We start from the raw sequence: 20,089 nt of genomic DNA on the forward strand, positions 1-20,089 counted from the left end.
GAGCTTTTGACTGTTGACGTAAAAAGAAGGATTTGCTAATACTCTAGTCGTTAAGAAGCACTTCAGTGAAAAGCTTTATCTTGCCTGGTTGAGTATAACATCGGCAGTGAAGCTGAGCTATAAAATAGGTGAAAGAAGACGTGATATTCCTTCTTTAAATTTGATAATAAGGGACCTGTTTCTATAACGATCAGAAGTAAGTTCTGTACTTAACTGGCTATCTTGATGAAACAATTCTTGAAGTTGTTTCGCAACTCGCTCGTCATATACAATTGCATTCACCTCAAAATTCAACCTAAAGCTCCGGGAATCAATATTCATCGTCCCTACTGAAGCGACTTCTTCGTCTACTACAATGGTCTTTGCGTGTAAGAATCCATTATCATATAACAGAATCTTGGCTCCATAGTCCAATAATTCACCAGCATACGCCCAAGTCGCCCAATATACAAACGGGTGATCGGGCTTATTGGGAATCATAATGCGCAGATCCACCCCGGATAGGAGTGCGATTTTACATGCATCCATAAAAGTGCTGTCAGGAATAAAGTAAGGCGTTTGAATATACACACTCTTTTTGGCATTTACTATAAGCTTGATGTACATATTCTTCAGGTGTTCCACCTGTGAGTTAGGACCACTAGACACAATCTGAACCGGACTTGAACCATCAAGCCTTGCTGTGTTGAAGGAGTATTGTTCGTAACTTACTTGATCGGATTTGCTGGCGTGTTTCCAATCCAAAATAAACCTGCCTTGAATATGATTAACGGCATCCCCGTGCATTTTAAAATGTGTATCACGCCAGTATCCAAACTTTTTATCCATGCCTAGATACTCATTTCCCAGATTAAATCCGCCAATATAAGCAATCTCCCCATCAATAATACAAAGTTTTCGATGATTTCGATTATTCATACGGAAATTTAATGGCCTAATCAGTGACGGGAAAAAGACCTCTACTTCTCCACCGGCAGAGATCAGTTCTCTGAAAAACTTCAATGAAAGTTTCTTTGAACCAATTTCGTCATAGAGAACTCGCACTTTTACGCCTTCTTTAGCTTTTATAGTCAATTCATCTCGTAATTTCTTCCCTAAGGAATCCGGTTGAATGATGTAATATTGGATGTTAATCTCTTTCTTGGCTTCCTTGATATCAGCAAATAATGAATCAAATTTCTCTTGTCCATCATCGAAGATGAATATCTCATTGTCATTGGTTAGGATTGCATTGGATGAAGTGAGATTCAATTGAATCAGGTCAGCATATTTCATGAGCAGTGGGTTGTTTTGCTTACGTTGCTCCTTCAATGTCACTAACTGGTTCTCGACAATTAACTTTAGGGAGTTTCTCTCTTCAGCTGAAAGTCCGTAGAAATTTTTCTTTTTGAGGTTACGTCCCAGAAAGAGATAAACGATAAAACCTAAAATAGGAATGAAGTAAAATATCATGAGCCAGGCCCAAGTATAACCAATGTCTCTCCTTTCAAAAAACAAAAATACCGCTGAGAGTAATATGTTTATAATCATAACGAGTGAAAGTATCAGCGTGACCATACTGTTATATCTCCTGCCTTCCATTGACTTTATGTAAATAATAAAAAGTGCTTATTACTTAGCTATTCTCGAATGAAGCCTTCATCACAAAGAATATGATAACATACTTGAGGAATACTAAATCTATTAAATGATAATCACTAGACATCGAACTAAAAAAGAATCCACTTCCTATTAAAAGAAGGGATTCTTTTGCATTGAATGTTTATGCTTAAGTTAATTCCTTACAACAGGAACCCACATTTCACCATATACCAAACGGTTTTTCTCTCCCATTTCAACTGTTGTATTTGGACCGCCAACATAGGCATAATCTTTTTCTACGGGGAGGGCTTGACCAAAGGCAATGCCAGTAAGCATATTATTGAGCGCATCAGCCGTTTCAGCTTCGCCCTTCACAACCAGGTATTCTCCCTTAGGAAATTGGATTACTCTCGTTGCTTCTGGCAAAGTTTCTGCTGTCATGACACCAGCATAATGCATCATCTGGTTATTTACTGCTTCGTTTACTGCAAAAATGTAGTCGTTTGTTGCCAGAGACTTTAGTTTGTCCAGGCTTCCATCCTCTTTCACCGTGGACCAAAAATCCGCCTTCTCCTTGCTGATGCCAACATAGTCTGTATAGTCGCTCTTAAGATCCGTTCCAATACCTAACACGATAAAGCTCTCTTTTTCTTCGAAATGATAATTACTCATGGTTTACACCGTCCTCTTTCAATTTTCAATTGATTTGTGTTTTCACTTGATAGGTTTATAATAACCTTAAATCATGTCAGAATATGATACTGTTTAGGGGGCCCAATGAAAAAAGTTGAACGCATTAATACCATCACGCGGTATATCAATAACCGTGCACACTTTACCATCTCTGAAATCATGCGAGAATTTAATATTTCTCGTTCGACAGCCATTCGAGATATCAGAGAAATTGAAGCCATGGGAATGCCACTTGTCGCTGAAGTTGGGCGGGCCGGGGGTTATTTTGTCATGAACAACTCCCTCCTGCCCACGGTACGGTTTACCGATAATGAAATCAAAGCGTTATTCATTGCTTTTATGGCGACAAGAAATCAACAGCTTCCTTATCTGAAGAGTCGTCAATCTTTGGCTGAAAAATTATTGGGCCTTATCTCAGAAAATCAGCAAGATGACCTTGTACATTTGAATCAAATATTGCTTTTTGAAGGAACCAATCCCCGTAATCCAGACTTGCTTGATCTATCAGACCTGCCTCACCCTACTTTGGAGAAACTCATCCAAATTCTTCTTATAGAACGTTATTTGTTAGTTACTGTCCAAGAAGAGAAGAAAACAAAATCCTATCCCATTGTTCTCTTGCACCTTCATCATCAAAAAGGCCATTGGATCATTGAAGGTTTTGACTTGGAGGAAGAAAAAAGACGAATCGTATCCGTTGACAACCTCATCCATGTCGAAGCATACCCGGCGAAAAAAAGACTGAGTACAAAAAAGATTGTAGAACAACTCAAACGAAATACGCAGGAAGAAGTTATCAACCTTGTCCTGGAACTTGGCCCAAAGGCGATTGCGCAATTCAAAAAATACCATCCTTTAAAGTTTTCAATTGCCTATACAAATCCATACCAGACTACGGCTCTCCTAAAGGCATTTATGAATGTTCATAACTCAGAAGAGTTAACCGAAATCACCAATTGGTTGCTTTTTCTAGGAGAAGATATCAAGGTGAAGGAAATTCCGAAAGAAGCCCTGAATGCTGTACAAGATAGATTAAGCTTATATCAAATGAAGCAGTGAGCAGCCCCCTCCTACCTAGTCTCTCCATTATCTAACAATGCCTTACCTGAATTCAGGCTGAGGGTTCAGTACGGAAAACCAAAAAAAAGCCGCTGTGTTAGCGACTTGTAATGGAATCATATTCATTCATGTCTCACGCCAATGCTTGGCGAGCTGTTCCTTCTATACTAGAAGTCAGCATTAGACTGGGCATGATTAGGTGTATGCTGCGGGACGTTTTTAACGAGTAGGAAATAAGTAACAATGGCAATGATACTGGTCATTAACAAAGTGAGTCCTAACGGGACGGCAGTGTCCTCACCTGCGATGCCGACCAGAGGAGCAACCAGTGCACCCAGAAGAAAAGGAACGACTCCAAGCAGTGCTGCTGCACTTCCGGCCATCTTAGCTTGACTCTCCATGGCAAGTGGGAATGCCGCTGTAGACGTAATGCCGATCGAGCATACGAAGAAGAACAATGGAATCACCAATGCGAAAAGTGGACCATGAGCCAGGGTTACGACCAAAGCAGCCACACTTGCTATTATAGCAAGCCATAGTCCAGATAATAGCAGCGTCTGCTCAGGGATACGTTTGGCCAATCGACCCACGATTTGAGATCCGATGATCAAGCTGATGCCGTTTGAAGCAAACAGTATAGCAAATACCGTCGGTGTAACTCCATATATATTTTGGTAAATGAATGGGGTTCCGGCCACATAAGCAAAGACCCCTGCCGTCATGATTCCCTGTGCCAGCATGTAACCAACAAACTTGCGGTCACGCAGAAGCATTCTGTAATTACCCAATTGCTGTTTGAAGTCAGGAACTATACGTCTTTCGACGGGGTGTGTTTCTTTTAAGCTCCACTTTGTCATGATTAATAAGAAAATCCCCAAGAATGAAAGGCAGATAAATACGCCAATCCATGTTGTGAAGGAAAGAACCCCACTTCCCGCAATCGGTGCTGCCAAAGGCCCCAGATTCCCTACAAGCAACAGCAAAGAGAAAAATTTAGTGAGTTCATGTCCACTATATAGATCTCTAGCTATCGCACGGGAAATGACAATTCCAGCTGATGCCGCAAATCCTTGCGTGAAACGAAACAAAATTAATAGTCCGATATTCGGAGCAAAAGCACATGCCAAGGAACAAATAATGTAGGCTGCCATACAGATCAACAATGGTCTACGTCTACCGTACGCGTCACTCAAAGGACCCATAACAAGTTGTCCTACACCCAGTCCTAATAAACAGGCAGTAAGGCTAAATTGTACAAGTGATGCCGTTGTATTCATATTTTGTGCAATCTCCGGAAAAGCCGGTAAATACATATCAATCGTAAATGGACCTAATGTAGAAAATAAACCTAGTAGTATTGCCAGTCCAAAAACATTCCAATTCGTGCTCTTCGCCATAATAAATAAAATCTCCAATTCCTTATATAATTTGCAAGCCTAATCGAGTATAAGACATAGAGTTAACTGTAGGTCAAGTCTTAAGACTATTAAAACCAAAAAAAGCCGCTTATTAAGCGACTTTGAATGGAAAACCATTTAAATTGTGTAACTCCCCCGGCCTGAACCCATATGACTCATGATCATTTCGGCAGCTCGTGTGTAACCGCCAGCCTGCCTTAAAGATTCACCAATGAGGTAAGCCTGCCGTCTATAAAGTGAATTGTGTAGCACTTCTGTTAATGCCTCTCTCAAATTAGTTGCACTGAGGTTATGTTTATTTAAAGTAATACCCGCGCCCAACTCCTGTACCCGATTGGCGACAAGAGGCTGATCCGATGTTAATGGAATCATCACCATTGGAACGTTGTAATATAACGCCTCACTTGTGCTGTTCATTCCAGCATGTGTAATAAACACATCGGTATGCTGCAGCATGTCCAACTGGGCAATGTATGGCTTGACGATAAAATTAGGAGGTATTTGATCCGCCAGCGGCTCCATATCCGTGTATTTTCCTGAAGATAAAACAACATTCACGGGTAGATCCCCTAATGCTTCAAAGCAAAGCTGATAGAAATCCAAATTTTTATTTAGAATCGTACCCATAGCAATGTACACGGTTTGCGGGTACCGTTCACGAAGCAACTCAAACGAGAAGGTCGGAGCATCTTGACGTGTTATGATCGAAGGACCCGTGAAAATAAAACGATCATCCAGCTTTTCTGCCTGCGGCTGAAAATAACGGCTGGTGTACACGAGCTTTAACTGACCTGTATGTGCCGGAATCTCTTCCATGGCTGGAATACTCACTTGAAGCTCTTCAGCTAACTCCGTTGTGATCTTCATCGTAGCCTCATAAAGCTCCTTCGTCTCCGTCTCATTCAGAACTGAGCTAGATCCCAGAGGCTCCACAAAAGCAAAGGACGCAATCGAGCACACCGCAGGAATTCCCAGTTTTTCTGCAAGAATAGTCCCTCCCCATCCCATCAGGGAATCAAAGATCATATAATCAAACTTTTGATCCTCGACCACCTGCAGCACATTGGGGATGATCCTCCGAATAATACTTACCATCATATAAATGAACTGATACGGATGCTTGTATTCCTGGGGTTTCAACACCGGATCATGAGAGAAGGCATCTTGTGGAAACGGATAGGTAATGATCTGGGCACCGGTTTGTTCAATTCGGGAACGGTACTCCTCCGTGCACACATAGATGACTTCCTCACCATTGTCTATCAACTGAGTAACTAACCCTAACGATGGATTCACATGTCCTTCAGCTGGAGTAATGACTACTAATACACGTGCCATCTTACCCACCTCCCAATGCAATTAGTCCCCCCGTTCTTCATGATGTATTTAACGACGCAGTCGTCATCCGTTACATGGAGATGTTGTCCTTCACTTGGTTGATTGGATGATGTTCTTGATGAACGAGTTTGGTAATTCGTAGTGATGCTAAGAAACTTAACAAGACCCATAATAATTGGAGTGTTAACACGATCAAAACACCTGTCGATATGCCCCACTGTAACGTTTCGGACAAGGCAATCAGAGCGCCACCAACGCCAATGCTTACACCCATATAGAAGGAATCCACAAATTGTAGATTCGCGGACATTTCGCCCTCTTTCCTGGGCAAGGCATGTTGTAAAGCAATGGCTGCCGTTGTAGGGTTGGCCAATCCAACACCGAACCCTGTAATCATTTGTGAGAGAAGGATGAGTATAATCCCGCCGTCCGTCAAAATAAGAGCCATGATCACAAGTACAGTTCCAACGATCATAATCCCAATGCCCGTCATAACCCTACCCTTTCGGGCACGACCTTGATCTCGTGCATCAAGCTTGGCTTGTAACCACGCTGCGGCGGACCAGCTCAGAGAACCTGCTGCTACGATGAGGCCAGCAAGGTCAGCTGATAACCCCTTCACTTCGGTTAGTGCCAAGATCACAAAACTTTCCGTTGTAAAATAACAAGCAACATATAGCCCTCTCGATACCAAAGTAGCAGGCAATCCTTTTTTTACCGAAAAAGTCCCTACTGGAAGCAATTTACGCATTGGTTGGATCATGATGACTAATCCAGCCAAAGTGAGTACTATGCCTTTCCAATCGGTTATCATACCAAGTCCTGTGAGTAACAGCCCCGTTCCAACCGCAAGCAGAATCGCATACATAATCTTTGAGTCGGTTGCTCGCGCTGGACCTGACAGATCTTGCTGAAGCTGCAAATTACGGAAAGAACGGAATGTGAGACTGAGCGCTATTCCAATCAAGGGTAAAACGATCCAGAAAACATATCGCCACGAGATGTAGGAAGCTATAAGGCCTGCTGCATAAGGTCCGATTAAGGTAGGCAGGACAAATGCCATGGAGAATGCGGCCAGGATTTGAGTACGAAGCGTATCTGGATAATGTAACGTCACACAGGTATAAACGCACGTGATCAGGGCCCCTGCTCCAAAACCTTGAAGGGCTCTTCCGGCAATAAGCATGTGCATATCGAAAGAAATAGCGGAGACCACAGTTCCTAATACAAAAACACTAAAAGATATCAGCATGGATGTAAAAACACCGCGCTTGTCAATCTGCTGACCCATAACCAAAGTTCCAATAAGCTGAGATAACAAAAATGCGCTGAAGATCCAACCGTATAAATGAATGCCATCTAAACTTTGTGCCATTTTCGCGGCAATCGTTGTGATAGCCAGTCCTTCAAAAGCTACGGTTGCCAGAACCAGCATAATCCCAATTGTAGGCGCCCTGTACTGAGCATCAAAAATCCCAATCTGATTGTTGTTTGTCTTCTACACCTCCATAATTTGATGGATATTATGGTAAAATAAACCTTTTCACTTCCTGAATATACATGAAGTGTTATACTTTGTAAAGTTAAATGTTTAAAAAGTAAGATTATGGTCTAGAATAGGTGCCCCATGTTCAATAGGAGATTTTGCTTGAAAATATGCCATCTTCATTACAGTCAATTTGGAGAAGTTCATCCTCCAGGATCCAGGCATCTGTTTTTTCAACAAAGAAATGAAATCCTCCAATGGATTGAACCAAAGCGGGATCGACCGGTGTAGCACTCGCATTGATGCCAATTGTAAAAGCATCGGAGCCTCCTCCAACATATTTTGCATAAATCCTTACATATTGGTCCTCTTCCAATTCCCATTCTTTCTTAAATGAATCGATTGCTTGTTCAGATACTACAAATGAGATCATTGCTCTGCACTCCTTCCTTCATTAATCACATTTTTTCACTTCGCCACGATAATTGGCCATTCTGAAACTGGCTCCGCATCCACACGAAACTTTGGCATTTGGATTATTCATGGTGAATCCGCCTAACATTCCGCTCTCTTCATAGTCAATCTCAAGACCATCAATATATGGAATACTGTTCGCGTGAACCAATATCTTAAATTGCTTTTTATTTAACACAATGTCTTCTTCTGCCTGTTGTTCATCCACAATAAGGGTATAAGATAAACCACTGCATCCCCCTTCATCAACGCCTACTCTAAGGAAGGCATTTTGGATATCCGCACTTGATAAGATCTCAACGATTTTGTCCGATGCTATATCACTGACCTCAATGATCATCTTTATTCCTCCCGGTGGTATCATTTTGAAATTTGGTATCCCAGTCCATTAGACAGGGTATGAATGCCGCAAGAGCAGCTCCTTTTGGCGTAAGTTCATAAATAATTTGTGTATGGCGTGTCATTATTGTTCTTTTGACCAAATGATCAAGTTGAAGACCCTTTAAACGTCTGGAGAGGATCATTTCGGAAATGGAAGGAATGATATCGAATATTTCACCAAATCTCTTCGGGCCTTGAGACAGAGCACATAAAATATGGATCGTCCATTTCGTTCCGATGATGCGATAAGCTGTAAATAGTTTATTCGGGTCTTCAGTGAACAATGGTCTGTACACCCACTTTCTTATTCATCCGCGTGTTGAGATCCGAGTGCTGGCAATGATACTAGTGACGATCAACAAGAGATGGAAACCCATGGCTACAATTAAGCCGGATTGAAGTGACATACCGCCAGCCTGACACACGACAAGAATGGAACCACCAATGCCGATCACTACACCAGGTGTAAAAGAATCTGCAAATTGCAGATTTGCCGAGGTTTGGCCCACGCCTTCTTCCCCCGTTTGGGAAAATGCGACAACACCACTAATCGGATGCGCCAATCCAATACCAACTCCTGCAATGATCTGCCCAATAACTGCAATGGTAACGGTCACAACAGGTACCCAAAATACGATGGCAATCCCTATGGCAAGTAACATTACGCCAAGAATAATTCTCATATGACGTCCACTGCCCTGATCTGCCGCATCCCACCGTCCTTGCAGATACGCAATGATACACCAACTTAATGCAGCACTCGCCACAATTAATCCGGCCTGAGAAGGTGTAATTCCTTTCACATCGATTAGAGCCAATACGAGGAAATTCTGTGTACTAGTATAGGCAGCGAAGAACAATCCACGTGTTGCCAAAATAGCTGGCATTCCTCTGCGCAACGTAAGTGTTCCCTTCGGTAGCAATTTACGGAGAGGAAATATCATCAATACTAGGCCAATCACGACTAAAACAAATCCCATAATGCTCGGAAGCCTACTTAGACCAACCAGGAAAATCCCTGTACCCAACGTTAAGAGTAACGCCATCCAAGTGGATGAAGATCCGCTATCCCCTCCCGTCTTCTGCACTTTCAATTTCCTAAAGGCAGGTAAACTAAGCAATGCTGAAACCACCAGCACAGGTAAGATCCCCCAGAAAACAAAGCGCCAGGACCACTGATCTGCGATAACTCCTGCTACATATGGACCGAGCATGGACGGAAGAACATAGGCAGTACCAAATGCTCCAAGAATTTTGGCACGTAACTCATCTGGGTAACTTAACGATATAGCTGTATACACACAAGTCATCATAGCTCCGGCACCCAAACCCTGTAGAGCCCGTGATCCTATCATGGTATACATGTCGCCTGCGGTTGCGGCAGCGATCAGCCCTACGATAAACAACAGAAGTGCAAAAGTGAACGGTGCTGCAGGTCCTCTTTTATCAATGATTCGACCGACAACCAGCGTTCCGATAATCTGCGCAAGCAGATATGTACTGAATATCCATCCGAACAGGCTAAGGCCGTTCAAGTCTCCAGCAATCGAAGGAGCAATGGTGGTTACGGATAGACCTTCGAATCCAACGGCCATCACTGATAAAATAATTCCTATGGTTAGTGCAAAATAACGCGGGCTGAAAATACTTTGATGATTAGACGACATGAAATGTAACCTCCAAGAAATTTGTATGCATACATCGTATCCGGATACTTAGTAAACATTTTTGTTTATAATGTATAAGCTACAGTTAGACTTTGACTTTGTCAACATTTTTGTTTAAAATGTAATTAGTCAAGAAGATTCAGTTGTTTCAAAAGGAGGTGCACCATGAGCGGAAATCAAACCAAAAAGGATGCCTCGACCAGTACCCGGAGAGCAATTATTAATCTGTTAAAAGAGCGCGGGGGAATGGATGTTGTCACTCTCTCCACTCAGTTTTCGTTATCTGGAATGGCTATTCGGCAACATCTGAATGCGCTAAAAGAAGAAGGATTGGTAACCACTGTGGAAGAGGCCCGTCCCATGGGTCGCCCCACCAAGCTATGGATATTAACTCCCGCGGCTAATCGTTTTTTTCCAAGCGGATATTCGGATTTATCCGTCAGCCTCATCCATTCGATGAAGGAAGCCTTTGGTAATGAAGGGCTGGACAAGCTGTTGGATGTTCGGAATAAAAATATGCAAGAACGATATCTTCAGCAGCTTGGAAATGCATCAGGAGTCAGAGAGAAATTGGAGAAATTGGCCGAAATTCGTACGAATGAAGGTTATATGGCCGAGGTTAAGGAGCAGGATGATGGCAGTCTCCTATTCATTGAGAAGCATTGTCCGATCTGTGAAGCGGCCGCGGTATGTACCGGGTTATGCAAGAATGAGTTACATTTATTCAAAACAGTTCTAGGCGATAATGTTCATATTGAACGGGGAGAATACATTCTAGCCGGAGGAAGAAACTGCGTATACACCGTTAGGCAAAATAAGCCATGACCAAAAGAGCAACCTCATTGGAGATTGCTCTTTTGGTTTGGGTTCTGAACTGATTAGAACGATGCAGATTTCTCTAAATTATCCTTCATTATATTAGTTATTTCTAACTCCTTCATAATCGTATGTACCCGATTATGTAATTTTGAATTGAGGTAGAGTATAGTAAGAGTGTCGAAAATATACTCTAGGAGGCTACTGCCATGTCACAAAAAATCTGGATGAACCTGCCGGTGAAAGATGTTGTGCAATCCACTACCTTTTTCAATGAGATTGGATTCCATGGGGAGAATGTTGGCAACGAGAGAGCCCAGCTTGTCATAGGCTCAACAACGATTCTCCTGTTTCCAGATGCAACGTTTGAGAAGTTTACAGGTGCCAAAACTGCAGATACTTCCCATAGCGCAGAAGTGATATTTTCCATTGGTGCTGACAGCAGAGAAGAAGTTGATGCTTTTATTAAAAAAGTCGAGTTAGCTGGAGGAACCATCTTTGGCAAGCCTGGTGAAATAGACGGCTGGATGTACGGCGCGGGATTTGCCGACCTGGACGGTCACCGCTGGAACCTGTTGTATATGGATGAGAGTAAAATGCCGAAACGGTAATGTATAACGGCTAACACTACATCCGCCTCTTATCCTCCAATTTTGGAACCCTCGAATCGGCCAGACATGGAGATTCTGAAGTAATTCGTTACGATACTAAAGATAAGGAACACGATTCCTCCAACTACAATATATTGTGTACTTATTCCAGTTACGATTAGTCCACATACACTAGCACCAAGTGTTGTTCCCAGGTTGGAAGAGGTTAGAAAGATCCCATTCGACAGTTCGGGTGCCTCTGGTGCTGCCGATACCACCCAATATTGAGTGATATTGCCCCCTATGCCTCCTATGATCCCCCAAATGAAAATAAGGAAGGCTGTTGGCACACTGAATTGTCCGAAGGTGAACAACAAGATGTATACCGTTATTAATGCAATGGGATACATCTTGATCGTTCTTAAAGGGAAATTAGCGAGCAGTTTCCCTGCTATCATATTCCCAACCATATTGGCCAAGCCATATAGAAATAACAACACACTGACGGAGTTCCAGTCATATCTTGTCACGGTTTTCAGAAACTCGGCAAGGTAACTATAGACCCCAAATACAGCTCCGTTCATGAAAATCACACCAGCAATGGAAAGCCACATCACGGATCTTCTCAATACATACAGATGAGTACCCATAGAGATTCTTTTCGTAACTGGCATTGAGGGCACAAAAAGAAGTGTTGCTACAAATGCAACGATCGTTACCGCGGCAAAGAACAACATCGCATAGAACAACGATGTGCTGGTGGCAATCAAGCTCGAAAGGGGTACTCCAAGTACCATGCCTGCCGACACGCCTACAAACACTTTAGCCACTGCCTTCGGCGCTTCTTCCTTGGGGACTGACGCCGCTGCGACCGTAAATGCCAATGAGCAATAGACAGGATGGAAAAAAGCCGGAACGACACGTGCAATGACCAATACCGTAAAGTTTGATGTGATGGCGGAGACCAGGCTGCCCACAATAAAAATGCCAAGTACAAACAACATGACATGCTTGCGGTTCATGCCCGAAAATAATAAGGGCAAAATGGGGCCAGATATAGCAACCGCAAGCGCAAAAAGACTCACAATCAAACCAGCGGTTGAGATACTGACCTCGTAATGTTCTGCAATCAAAGGCAAGATTCCGATTACGCCCATCTCCGTATTTAAAATACTGAATACCCCAAAGGTCAGAATGAATACAAGCAGGTGATTTCGTTTAGTTGTCATATGCCATGGATTTAGAGAGATCCCGGTAAGCATTGATCTCTGTCTGAAGGTTGGCAATTTTCTGCTCTGCAATGTCTATCGCGTCGGCTCCTGCAATGAAGCGTTGCGGCGGTTGGGCCTCGTCAATTGCCGCCTTAACTGCGGAAAGTGCATCTGTAGGCTCGCAAACATCTAATGGGACAACCATTACATTCTCGGAATCACCGATCGCACGAACCACTGCATCGGGATTCCGGCCGGTAGCAACAACCTTGTGTCCAGCAGTTAAAGCAGCCTTCGCAATAGTTGTGCCCATACCTCGACCAGCGCCAGTGATAAACCATACTTTTGTCTTATCCATATCATTCATTCCTTTCAATTTCTTCTCCAGTTGCCTTGCTTTTTAGTTTAGCGTTTATACACCACATAGCAAATACTCATATCTTATAACAAGTTATGCTTGAAAGGCATTTCTGTAAGGTTTATTGTAGAATATAAGGGATAAAGGAGGAGTTACGATGGAGATTAGAGTATTGCGTTATTTTCTTACGGTCGCCAGAGAAGGAAGCATTACACGCGCTGCTGATTTCTTGCATGTTACGCAGCCCACCTTGTCCAGACAATTGAAAGACCTTGAACAAGAGTTGGGAAAGAAATTATTTATTCGCAGTAGTTACAGTATTATTCTCACAGATGAAGGTATGCTTTTAAGAAATAGAGCTGAAGAAATTGTAGGTATGGTTGATAAATTAGAGGCAGAATTTGAATCCATGGAAGAAACCATAAGTGGAGATATTTATATAGGCGGTGGAGAAACGGAAGCCATGAAACAGATTGCAAGAGTGGCAAAAGAAGTTCAGAATAAATATCCCAATATACGCTATCACCTATACAGCGGCAACGAAGATGATGTAACTGAGCGGCTCGACAAGGGGCTCCTTGACTTCGGTATTCTAATCCAGCCAGCGGATGTCTCCAAATATAACTATATCAATTTCTCCGACAAGGATGTTTGGGGAGTGGTCATGAGAAAAGAAAGTCCACTCGCCTCCAAAGATACGATTCGATCTACAGATTTATTACATGTTCCACTGATCTGTTCACGACAGTCAATGAAGCAGACATTTTCAAAAAATGAGTTTGCGGATTGGTTTGGCGAAGATTTTGACAAATTAAACGTCGTTACTACATACAATCTTGCATATAATGCTGCCATTATGGTTGAAGAAGGCATTGGTTATGCATTAACACTTGATAAAATAGTGAATACGTCCAGTGAAAGCGATCTTTGTTTCAGACCTCTAGAGCCAAGACTTGAATCTGGGTTAAATATCGTTTGGAAAAAACATCAGGTCTTTTCGACTGCTGCGGATTTGTTTTTAAAAGAAATTCAGGCTAAATTTTAGACTGATAAAGGGATTAACGTTAGTATAAGAAGAAACCCACCGGAGTTTAATTCTCGGTGGGTTTCTTTATGACTTGTTCAATCCCGAGCAAAATAAGCTTCAAGCCGAACTCGAAAGCTCTGTCGGTTCCCATCACCTCAAACAGACCGTTCTTATACATCCTGCTAAAGAGTCCAGCTTCCTTCTCACTCATAGAATCCAGAAGATGTATCATCTCTTCACCCTGAAGTGCTTCCTGGTCCTTAATAACAGCAGAGATATTGCGCTGATGCTGATAATCGTCGAGTACGAAATAGAATACATAGTTGACCAGTGTAAGAACGGCCTGTAATTTCTGCTCTTGCTCTAGCGGTGTTGATTCCATGCAGAGCAACATGCGGTTGGTGAAGCGGATCATGTCCGGTTCATGGGGCAACGTCATCATCATGAGCTGTGTGGAGCACGGGTATCTGCTGAGCACACTCCGTACCGTCACCGCAAGCCCCTCCATCTGCTCCTTCCAGTCCCCTTCAGTATGAAACTCGTCCAGAATAATTTTCGATATCTGGTTGGCCAGACGCTGGTAGAGTGTCTGCTTGCTCTTGAAGTACCAGTATAGAGATGGAGCCTGAATCCCCAACTTGTCTGCCAAGCGTCTCATGCTGAATTTCTCGATGCCCTCTTCCCCGAGAAGCTCCCACGAAATTTCCAAAATCTTATCTTCCGAAATCTGAGGCTGTTGTTTTTTCATCAGTATCCGCCCTTTTATCTAACAGTGTAAGTTTATGCTTTACAGGTTCATAAGTTCATGATAACATCTAACACTGTAAGGTTCAATCTAACGGTGTTAGATTAGATCAATATTAACGAAGAAAGTAGTGACCCACATGGATGCAGAAAACCTCCATTACTTTGAAAAAGCACCAATCGCCAAAGCCGTAGCTCATTTTGCTGTCCCAATGATGCTAGGCACGTCAATGAGTGTTATTTACTCCATCTTGAATGCCTATTTCCTTGGCACACTGGGTAATACGGCAATGTTAACCGCACTCGCATTAACTTTACCTTTATTCGCGGTCATCATGGCCCTTGGTAATTTAATTGGTATAGGCAGCGGCACATTCATCTCCCGTTTGCTGGGAGAGAAAAAAGTAGATGATCTAAAGCATGTATCTTCATTTGCCTTTTACAGCAGTTTAGTTCTCGGAATTATTGTGATGGCCGTTGGGCTCCCGCTGATTGAACCAATCGTTCATGGGCTGGGGGCAACGCCAGAGTCCTTCGGATTTACGAAAGAGTATGTCACGATTATGCTTATGGGTTCACCCTTCGTCATCTTATTCTTCACCCTGGAGAATATCGTGCGCTCAGAAGGTTCAGCAATGACTTCTATGACCGGTATGATTCTCAGTGTTGTTATAAATATTATCCTTGATGCACTATTCATTTTTGTCTTCCATTGGGGCGTAATTGGCGTTGCATCTGCTACTGTCATCTCCAACTTGGTTGCGAGTGCATTTTACGCTTACCATATGAGTTATAAGAGTCAATTCTTAACCGTCTCCCTGAAATGGTTCAAGGTGACCAAGGACATCCTGAGCAATGTGTTCAAAATCGGTGTTCCCGTCTTTGTTATGAGTGTCTTCTTGGGTGCAATGTCGCTTATTCTTAACCTTTTTCTTGTCGAATATGGGGATCAGGCCGTTGCGGGGTATGGAATCTCATCACGTTTATTGCAATTTCCTGAGTTTATTCTGATGGGCTTGTGCGAGGGAGTTGTGCCGTTAATTGCCTTCTCATTCACAGCGAACAAATTACGCATGAAACAAACGATTGGATTCACGATCAAAGCTATTTTGGGCTTAGCCGTCCTGTTTGGTGTTATCGTTTATCTAATCTCTGACCACTTGATTGGTTTATTTACGACTGACCCGCAATTAATTGAAATGGGTAGCTACATTCTGCATGTAACCTTCTTATCCTTGTTTATTACAGGAATGACTTCTTTGTTTATGGGGATCTTCCAAGCAACAGCCCAAGGAACCGCCGCGTTTGTTATGTCCATAATTCAAGGGATTACACTAATTCCTATATTGTATATCGCTAATCAAATGAATGGCTTTCATGGAGTGATCTGGTCGCTCGTTATTGCGGATGCCGTGGCGTTCCTAGTTGGGGCCATTATGTTATATGTTTTGCGGACCAAATTGCAGCCGGATCTGGAACATTTGGCACAGTAGTTAACGTATAACACGCAAAAAGGCAGGATAAGGGCGCTCCCTGACCCTGCTCTTTCATTTCGAAATGACAAATATCTATCTGGTGATACGAAGAGATCGTAAACCGTCTGTTATAAGGAAGAAGTGGTCAACATATGTTCTATTTCATCCATATACCCATCCACTGTAATGCTTCTCGGAGCAAACAGAAATCGTAGTGATTGTTTCCATTCCGAGCCTGCAATAGAGGTTGGTAACATCGAATGTTCTGTATTAGAGAAGATTTTTACATGGAGCAAGGAAGATGGCTGAATTCCTTTACGGTATGCTTGCTCTGTATCAACAATGTCCACATTCACATCATCTTCTCCAAGCAGAAGGAGTACCGGGGTTTTGAAATGATGCAAATCCGCCGTGGCATCTGAAGCAAAATTTTTCTTTATGAAGTTCCAGCGTTCTTTGGAAATCAGATCATGCTCTCGAGCAATCTTGGTGTACTCTTCATATGTGCCATGTTTCTTTAAAATCTCTTTAATCTGGTTTTCATAATCGACCTGATTTTGAATCTCCTCCGTGGAATAACCATCTTTCGCCATTTGGCTGCGTGTGTTGTATTCTCCCTGTTCCAACCAGTTTATCGCTGGTGATACCAAGATACTGAAGGCGAGATGTTCTTTCCCAGCAAGCTTAGGAATCACCCAGCCTGCTTGGCTGGCACCCCATACGCCTATTTTGGAATCATCAATGATGGATTGTTCTTTCGCCCATGCAATAGCTTGCTGTGCCTCCACAACACGATCATCCATGCTTTGATCTAGCCAGTTTCCCTCTGAACCCCCGATTCCCCGTTTATCTAGCGACAAGGATGCATACCCGATCGATGCCAGTCGCTCCCACAACGGTTTGTATCCCTCACCATGAGTAGAGTCTATCGGACCGTCACCGTGAATAAACAGTACTAGACCTAGCTTGCCTGAATGGTTTCTGGGTAACGTGAGCGTACCTGTTAACTTACCCTGTGGAGATTGAATTTCAATGGTTTGTTCCTCCATGTCAAAATCACTTTGATCGACTATGTACAGTCCTGCACCAACCATCAGTAAGATTGCCACAATAACTGAGATGTATCGTTTTTTCCAATTAAACATAACTATCTCCTTTGTAAATCATGTAATGCCATTGGTTTTCGCCTAAGAGCAGGCCGGTCAGAAAGCTGTTTGTGCTATACTGCTTGCGAAATTGATAGCGTTCATATAACTGTATCGCTTGATGATTCTGACTTGCCACATGCAAGCTAAGAGATGACATTGATTTGGATTGCAACATATATTTCTGTGCCCATTGAAGCAACTGCGTACCAATTCCCTTGCCTTGGTGCTGTGGATGTACAACCAGATCTTCCACATAACATTCGCCTAATTTAGGAGTATGCTTCAGCAGATGTAAACCAGTTATTAACTGAAGCAGTTTCCACATGCCAACTCTATTGCACTGGCTCCACCAATGAGGATTGGCACGAACGCTTGTTATTGCTACTCTGTTATCTGCTTCCTTCCATTTCAAGCACATGGTGCCAACAATCTCCTCATTTTCACGAGCAATGACTCGAAGAGTACTCTGTTCTATGGGCGGATGATTGAGCAACTGTTCAAATACATAAGCCAGATCAGTTATGGACAATGAAGTGATCTTTTGAAATTTGTGTCCAAAACCATAAGCCATGAGTTCAGCAACAGCTTGATGAAACTGGGGACAAACGGGTTCTATCTGAATGGAAGTTGTCACTGTGTGCCTCCCCCTACTCGATCATTTGTAACAATAGCTCATAATGAAGCTTTTCTGGTGTGAATAAAGATAAATAAGATTTCTCTACCATAATAAGTGGACCGTGATAGGGATAGCCCTGATCTTCTGCGTAAGCATAAAATTCGTTGATATGTTCTTTGAGTTCAGCTTCAATGTGTACATATACATGACGAGAAAGGTATTTTCCTCTAGGCAAAACTAAATCGTTCGCTCCCTCCTTTTGTGTATAAATTCCTACGGTGTCCGTCTCATCGTACGCATAATGGATGTCGGCTTCAAATAAATTGGGAATGTTTTCTTTAAGTTGGATCAGTTGCCTTGCTTGCAAGTACTCTTGCGCTTCCATATGGAACCACAGGGATAAGTGAATCTCCTCACGAGTATCAATATAATAAGTCACTTGATCCTCATCACGTGGAATATGATCTTTCTCCTGCAGCAACTTGCTGATAAGGTGCTTTGTTTGCTGAAGCTGAGTGATGGCTGCTTCCGTGTCTGCTAACGCTTGGCGAAATAATGATGAGATTTGAACGGTTGTCAGGTTACTCAAACATTCCTTGATCATTTGAACAGACAGTCCCATTTTGCGAAGCAATAAAATATGAGATAGACGGTAAATTTCATCTACCCCATACATCCTGTATTGGTTTTCTGCTATATAAGCAGGGTGTAACACCCCTTTTTCTTCGAAGTATCGAATTTGATGTACAGAGACTTTCATCAGCTTTGCCAGCTCACTAATCGTAATTTCATCACTCAACCAATTCACCACCTTTGCTGTTTTTCACATTACAAGCATAAACCTTAGGTCTGACCTAAGGTCAAGTCTTTATTTTAGCCTCTCCTGATAACAAAAAACCACGGCACCAGATTCGGTACCGCAGTTTATTAATCAATCATCCTATTGGATTTGTTTCATGTAAGATTTGAATTCCTCGGCAATTTCTTTGTATTTCGTATGATGCAGGTAATGTGAACCTTCCATTGGGATCATTTTGCCCTGCGCGGATTGTTTGGCTTGTGCTTCATGTAACGGAATCCACTGCGGGTTTTTCTCGTTATTGGATTGAACAAAGAGAAGCACTGGCAGATCACTAGGATACGTGAGTTTTTCTCCATTTTTGAAATTGGAACCCAGATGTTTAAGCTCATTTACTAATGTCGGATTTGTCGAGACTTGATTCGAAATCAACTTCATCTGTTCTTTGGTATGTTCATCATAGTCAAGTGATGCATATGAATCACCACTCACTTTATTGAGTACTCTCATTAAGCCTGATTTTTGAAAGAATTTCATTAAGTTCAAAGGTAATTTAACATCCATGCCAGGTTGATTCGGAACACTGCTATCGATCCCGACAAAAGCAGAGACTTCATCCGGATACGTGTTCACATAAGTCGCCGCGTACAGTCCCGTGATGGAATGCCCCATCAGAATATAACGATCTATACCGAGCTGCTGTACAGCTTCATGAATTTCACTAACAATATTCTCGGTGGTTCTCTCCGTTTCGGTTTGGTCACTTAACCCATAACCGAAAGGCTCAATCGCTACAACTTTGTAATCGGAAGTTAATTCATCGATTAACAATTTGAAATCAAGTACTGGTGACGGTGTTCCTTGTCCGGGAAGTAACACGATGGTTTGTTCGCCGCTACCTTGAATGGATACATTCATATTCTTCCCATCAACATTGACATATTGGCCGTACGATTCGATTTTCTTTTTCTCTGCCCCATTACTTATCGTATGAACGACAAACGTGATGCCCATGAACAGCACCAGCGCGCCGACAATACCACCTATTATTTTCAACCATAAGTACCGTTTTTTACGGCCCTTAGTCCCCGTTGTTGTTACATCCACTGCTTCTGCCATATCCATCTTCTCCTGTCCTTTATATCTGTAGAGCCGCTCTTGCGACATAGGTATAGTGTAACCATGAAAGATGTCCCCTTCGTGACGGG

At 42.6% G+C, this 20,089-nt stretch carries 21 protein-coding genes; 5 read left to right on the forward strand and 16 right to left on the reverse strand.

All coding sequences use genetic code 11. The features are described 5' to 3' along the window. Positions 1-117: 117 nt before the first annotated feature. Positions 118-1,557, reverse strand: a complete 1,440-nt coding sequence (gene cls / locus C170_RS25565) for a cardiolipin synthase (RefSeq protein ID WP_036615577.1) — start codon at positions 1,555-1,557, stop codon at positions 118-120. A 216-nt stretch (positions 1,558-1,773) separates the two neighbouring features. Next, a complete protein-coding gene (locus C170_RS25570) occupies positions 1,774-2,253 on the reverse strand; it encodes a GyrI-like domain-containing protein (protein WP_036615579.1) in 480 nt (159 codons plus the stop codon). 105 nt (positions 2,254-2,358) lie between these two features. Here C170_RS25570 and C170_RS25575 point away from each other — a divergent pair, with 105 nt between their 5' ends. Next, the gene (locus tag C170_RS25575) at positions 2,359-3,333 is read left to right on the forward strand and encodes a helix-turn-helix transcriptional regulator (RefSeq protein ID WP_036615582.1); all 975 of its coding nucleotides are present in this window, start codon (positions 2,359-2,361) and stop codon (positions 3,331-3,333) included. Positions 3,334-3,500: 167 nt separating this feature from the next. On the opposite strand, the gene C170_RS25580 is transcribed toward C170_RS25575, so the two are convergent. From C170_RS25580 to C170_RS25610, 7 genes are all read right to left on the reverse strand, one after another. Then, a complete protein-coding gene (locus tag C170_RS25580) occupies positions 3,501-4,730 on the reverse strand; it encodes a multidrug effflux MFS transporter (RefSeq protein ID WP_036615585.1) in 1,230 nt (409 codons plus the stop codon). A 138-nt stretch (positions 4,731-4,868) separates the two neighbouring features. Further along, positions 4,869-6,089: a macrolide family glycosyltransferase gene (locus C170_RS25585; protein ID WP_036615589.1), complete on the reverse strand. Its 1,221-nt coding sequence runs from the start codon at positions 6,087-6,089 to the stop codon at positions 4,869-4,871. 70 nt (positions 6,090-6,159) lie between these two features. After that, positions 6,160-7,524 (reverse strand): MFS transporter, encoded by a 1,365-nt coding sequence (locus tag C170_RS25590; protein ID WP_051447398.1) that lies wholly within the window; start codon positions 7,522-7,524, stop codon positions 6,160-6,162. A gap of 196 nt (positions 7,525-7,720) precedes the next feature. Next, positions 7,721-8,008, reverse strand: a complete 288-nt coding sequence (locus C170_RS25595) for a hypothetical protein (RefSeq protein WP_051447399.1) — start codon at positions 8,006-8,008, stop codon at positions 7,721-7,723. A gap of 21 nt (positions 8,009-8,029) precedes the next feature. Next, positions 8,030-8,389, reverse strand: coding sequence for a HesB/IscA family protein (locus C170_RS25600; protein WP_200868521.1), 360 nt, complete (start codon positions 8,387-8,389; stop codon positions 8,030-8,032). After that, a complete protein-coding gene (locus C170_RS25605; protein WP_051447400.1) occupies positions 8,379-8,714 on the reverse strand; it encodes a winged helix-turn-helix transcriptional regulator in 336 nt (111 codons plus the stop codon). Before C170_RS25605 ends, C170_RS25600 begins: the two co-directional genes overlap by 11 nt. Before the next feature lie 24 nt (positions 8,715-8,738). After that, positions 8,739-10,097, reverse strand: a complete 1,359-nt coding sequence (locus C170_RS25610) for an MFS transporter (protein ID WP_036615592.1) — start codon at positions 10,095-10,097, stop codon at positions 8,739-8,741. A 165-nt stretch (positions 10,098-10,262) separates the two neighbouring features. Between C170_RS25610 and C170_RS25615 the strand changes: the two genes are divergently transcribed. After that, positions 10,263-10,922 carry a helix-turn-helix transcriptional regulator gene (locus C170_RS25615; RefSeq protein WP_036615595.1) on the forward strand — a complete coding sequence of 220 codons (660 nt, stop codon included), beginning with the start codon at positions 10,263-10,265 and terminating at the stop codon, positions 10,920-10,922. 200 nt (positions 10,923-11,122) lie between these two features. Further along, on the forward strand, positions 11,123-11,524 hold the full coding sequence (locus C170_RS25620) for a VOC family protein (RefSeq protein ID WP_036615598.1): 402 nt from the start codon (positions 11,123-11,125) through the stop codon (positions 11,522-11,524). Positions 11,525-11,553: 29 nt separating this feature from the next. On the opposite strand, the gene C170_RS25625 is transcribed toward C170_RS25620, so the two are convergent. Then, positions 11,554-12,732: an MFS transporter gene (locus C170_RS25625; RefSeq protein WP_036615601.1), complete on the reverse strand. Its 1,179-nt coding sequence runs from the start codon at positions 12,730-12,732 to the stop codon at positions 11,554-11,556. Next, positions 12,722-13,072 (reverse strand): SDR family NAD(P)-dependent oxidoreductase, encoded by a 351-nt coding sequence (locus C170_RS25630; RefSeq protein ID WP_081746061.1) that lies wholly within the window; start codon positions 13,070-13,072, stop codon positions 12,722-12,724. Before C170_RS25630 ends, C170_RS25625 begins: the two co-directional genes overlap by 11 nt. A 157-nt stretch (positions 13,073-13,229) precedes the next feature. Here C170_RS25630 and C170_RS25635 point away from each other — a divergent pair, with 157 nt between their 5' ends. Next, the gene (locus tag C170_RS25635) at positions 13,230-14,117 is read left to right on the forward strand and encodes a LysR family transcriptional regulator (protein ID WP_036615607.1); all 888 of its coding nucleotides are present in this window, start codon (positions 13,230-13,232) and stop codon (positions 14,115-14,117) included. 46 nt (positions 14,118-14,163) lie between these two features. Here C170_RS25635 and C170_RS25640 read toward each other — a convergent pair whose 3' ends face one another. Further along, positions 14,164-14,847 carry a TetR/AcrR family transcriptional regulator C-terminal domain-containing protein gene (locus C170_RS25640; RefSeq protein ID WP_036615609.1) on the reverse strand — a complete coding sequence of 228 codons (684 nt, stop codon included), beginning with the start codon at positions 14,845-14,847 and terminating at the stop codon, positions 14,164-14,166. Between the two features lie 136 nt (positions 14,848-14,983). Here C170_RS25640 and C170_RS25645 point away from each other — a divergent pair, with 136 nt between their 5' ends. Continuing rightward, positions 14,984-16,336, forward strand: a complete 1,353-nt coding sequence (locus C170_RS25645; RefSeq protein WP_036615611.1) for an MATE family efflux transporter — start codon at positions 14,984-14,986, stop codon at positions 16,334-16,336. Positions 16,337-16,446: 110 nt separating this feature from the next. Here C170_RS25645 and C170_RS25650 read toward each other — a convergent pair whose 3' ends face one another. The 4 genes from C170_RS25650 to C170_RS25665 all read right to left on the reverse strand — a co-directional run bounded on the left by C170_RS25650 (position 16,447) and on the right by C170_RS25665 (position 20,000). Beyond that, positions 16,447-17,463 carry an alpha/beta hydrolase family protein gene (locus C170_RS25650; protein ID WP_036615612.1) on the reverse strand — a complete coding sequence of 339 codons (1,017 nt, stop codon included), beginning with the start codon at positions 17,461-17,463 and terminating at the stop codon, positions 16,447-16,449. Further along, a complete protein-coding gene (locus C170_RS25655; protein ID WP_036615614.1) occupies positions 17,456-18,100 on the reverse strand; it encodes a GNAT family N-acetyltransferase in 645 nt (214 codons plus the stop codon). The genes C170_RS25650 and C170_RS25655 overlap by 8 nt, the downstream gene beginning before the upstream one ends. Before the next feature lie 13 nt (positions 18,101-18,113). Continuing rightward, entirely contained in the window at positions 18,114-18,881 is a 768-nt protein-coding gene (locus C170_RS25660) for a helix-turn-helix domain-containing protein (RefSeq protein ID WP_036615617.1), read from the reverse strand. Positions 18,882-19,022: 141 nt separating this feature from the next. Next, on the reverse strand, positions 19,023-20,000 hold the full coding sequence (locus C170_RS25665) for an alpha/beta hydrolase (RefSeq protein WP_036615620.1): 978 nt from the start codon (positions 19,998-20,000) through the stop codon (positions 19,023-19,025). Between the last annotated feature and the right edge of the window lie 89 nt (positions 20,001-20,089).

The organism is Paenibacillus sp. FSL H7-689 (assembly GCF_000517905.1).
Lineage (GTDB): Bacteria > Bacillota > Bacilli > Paenibacillales > Paenibacillaceae > Paenibacillus > Paenibacillus amylolyticus.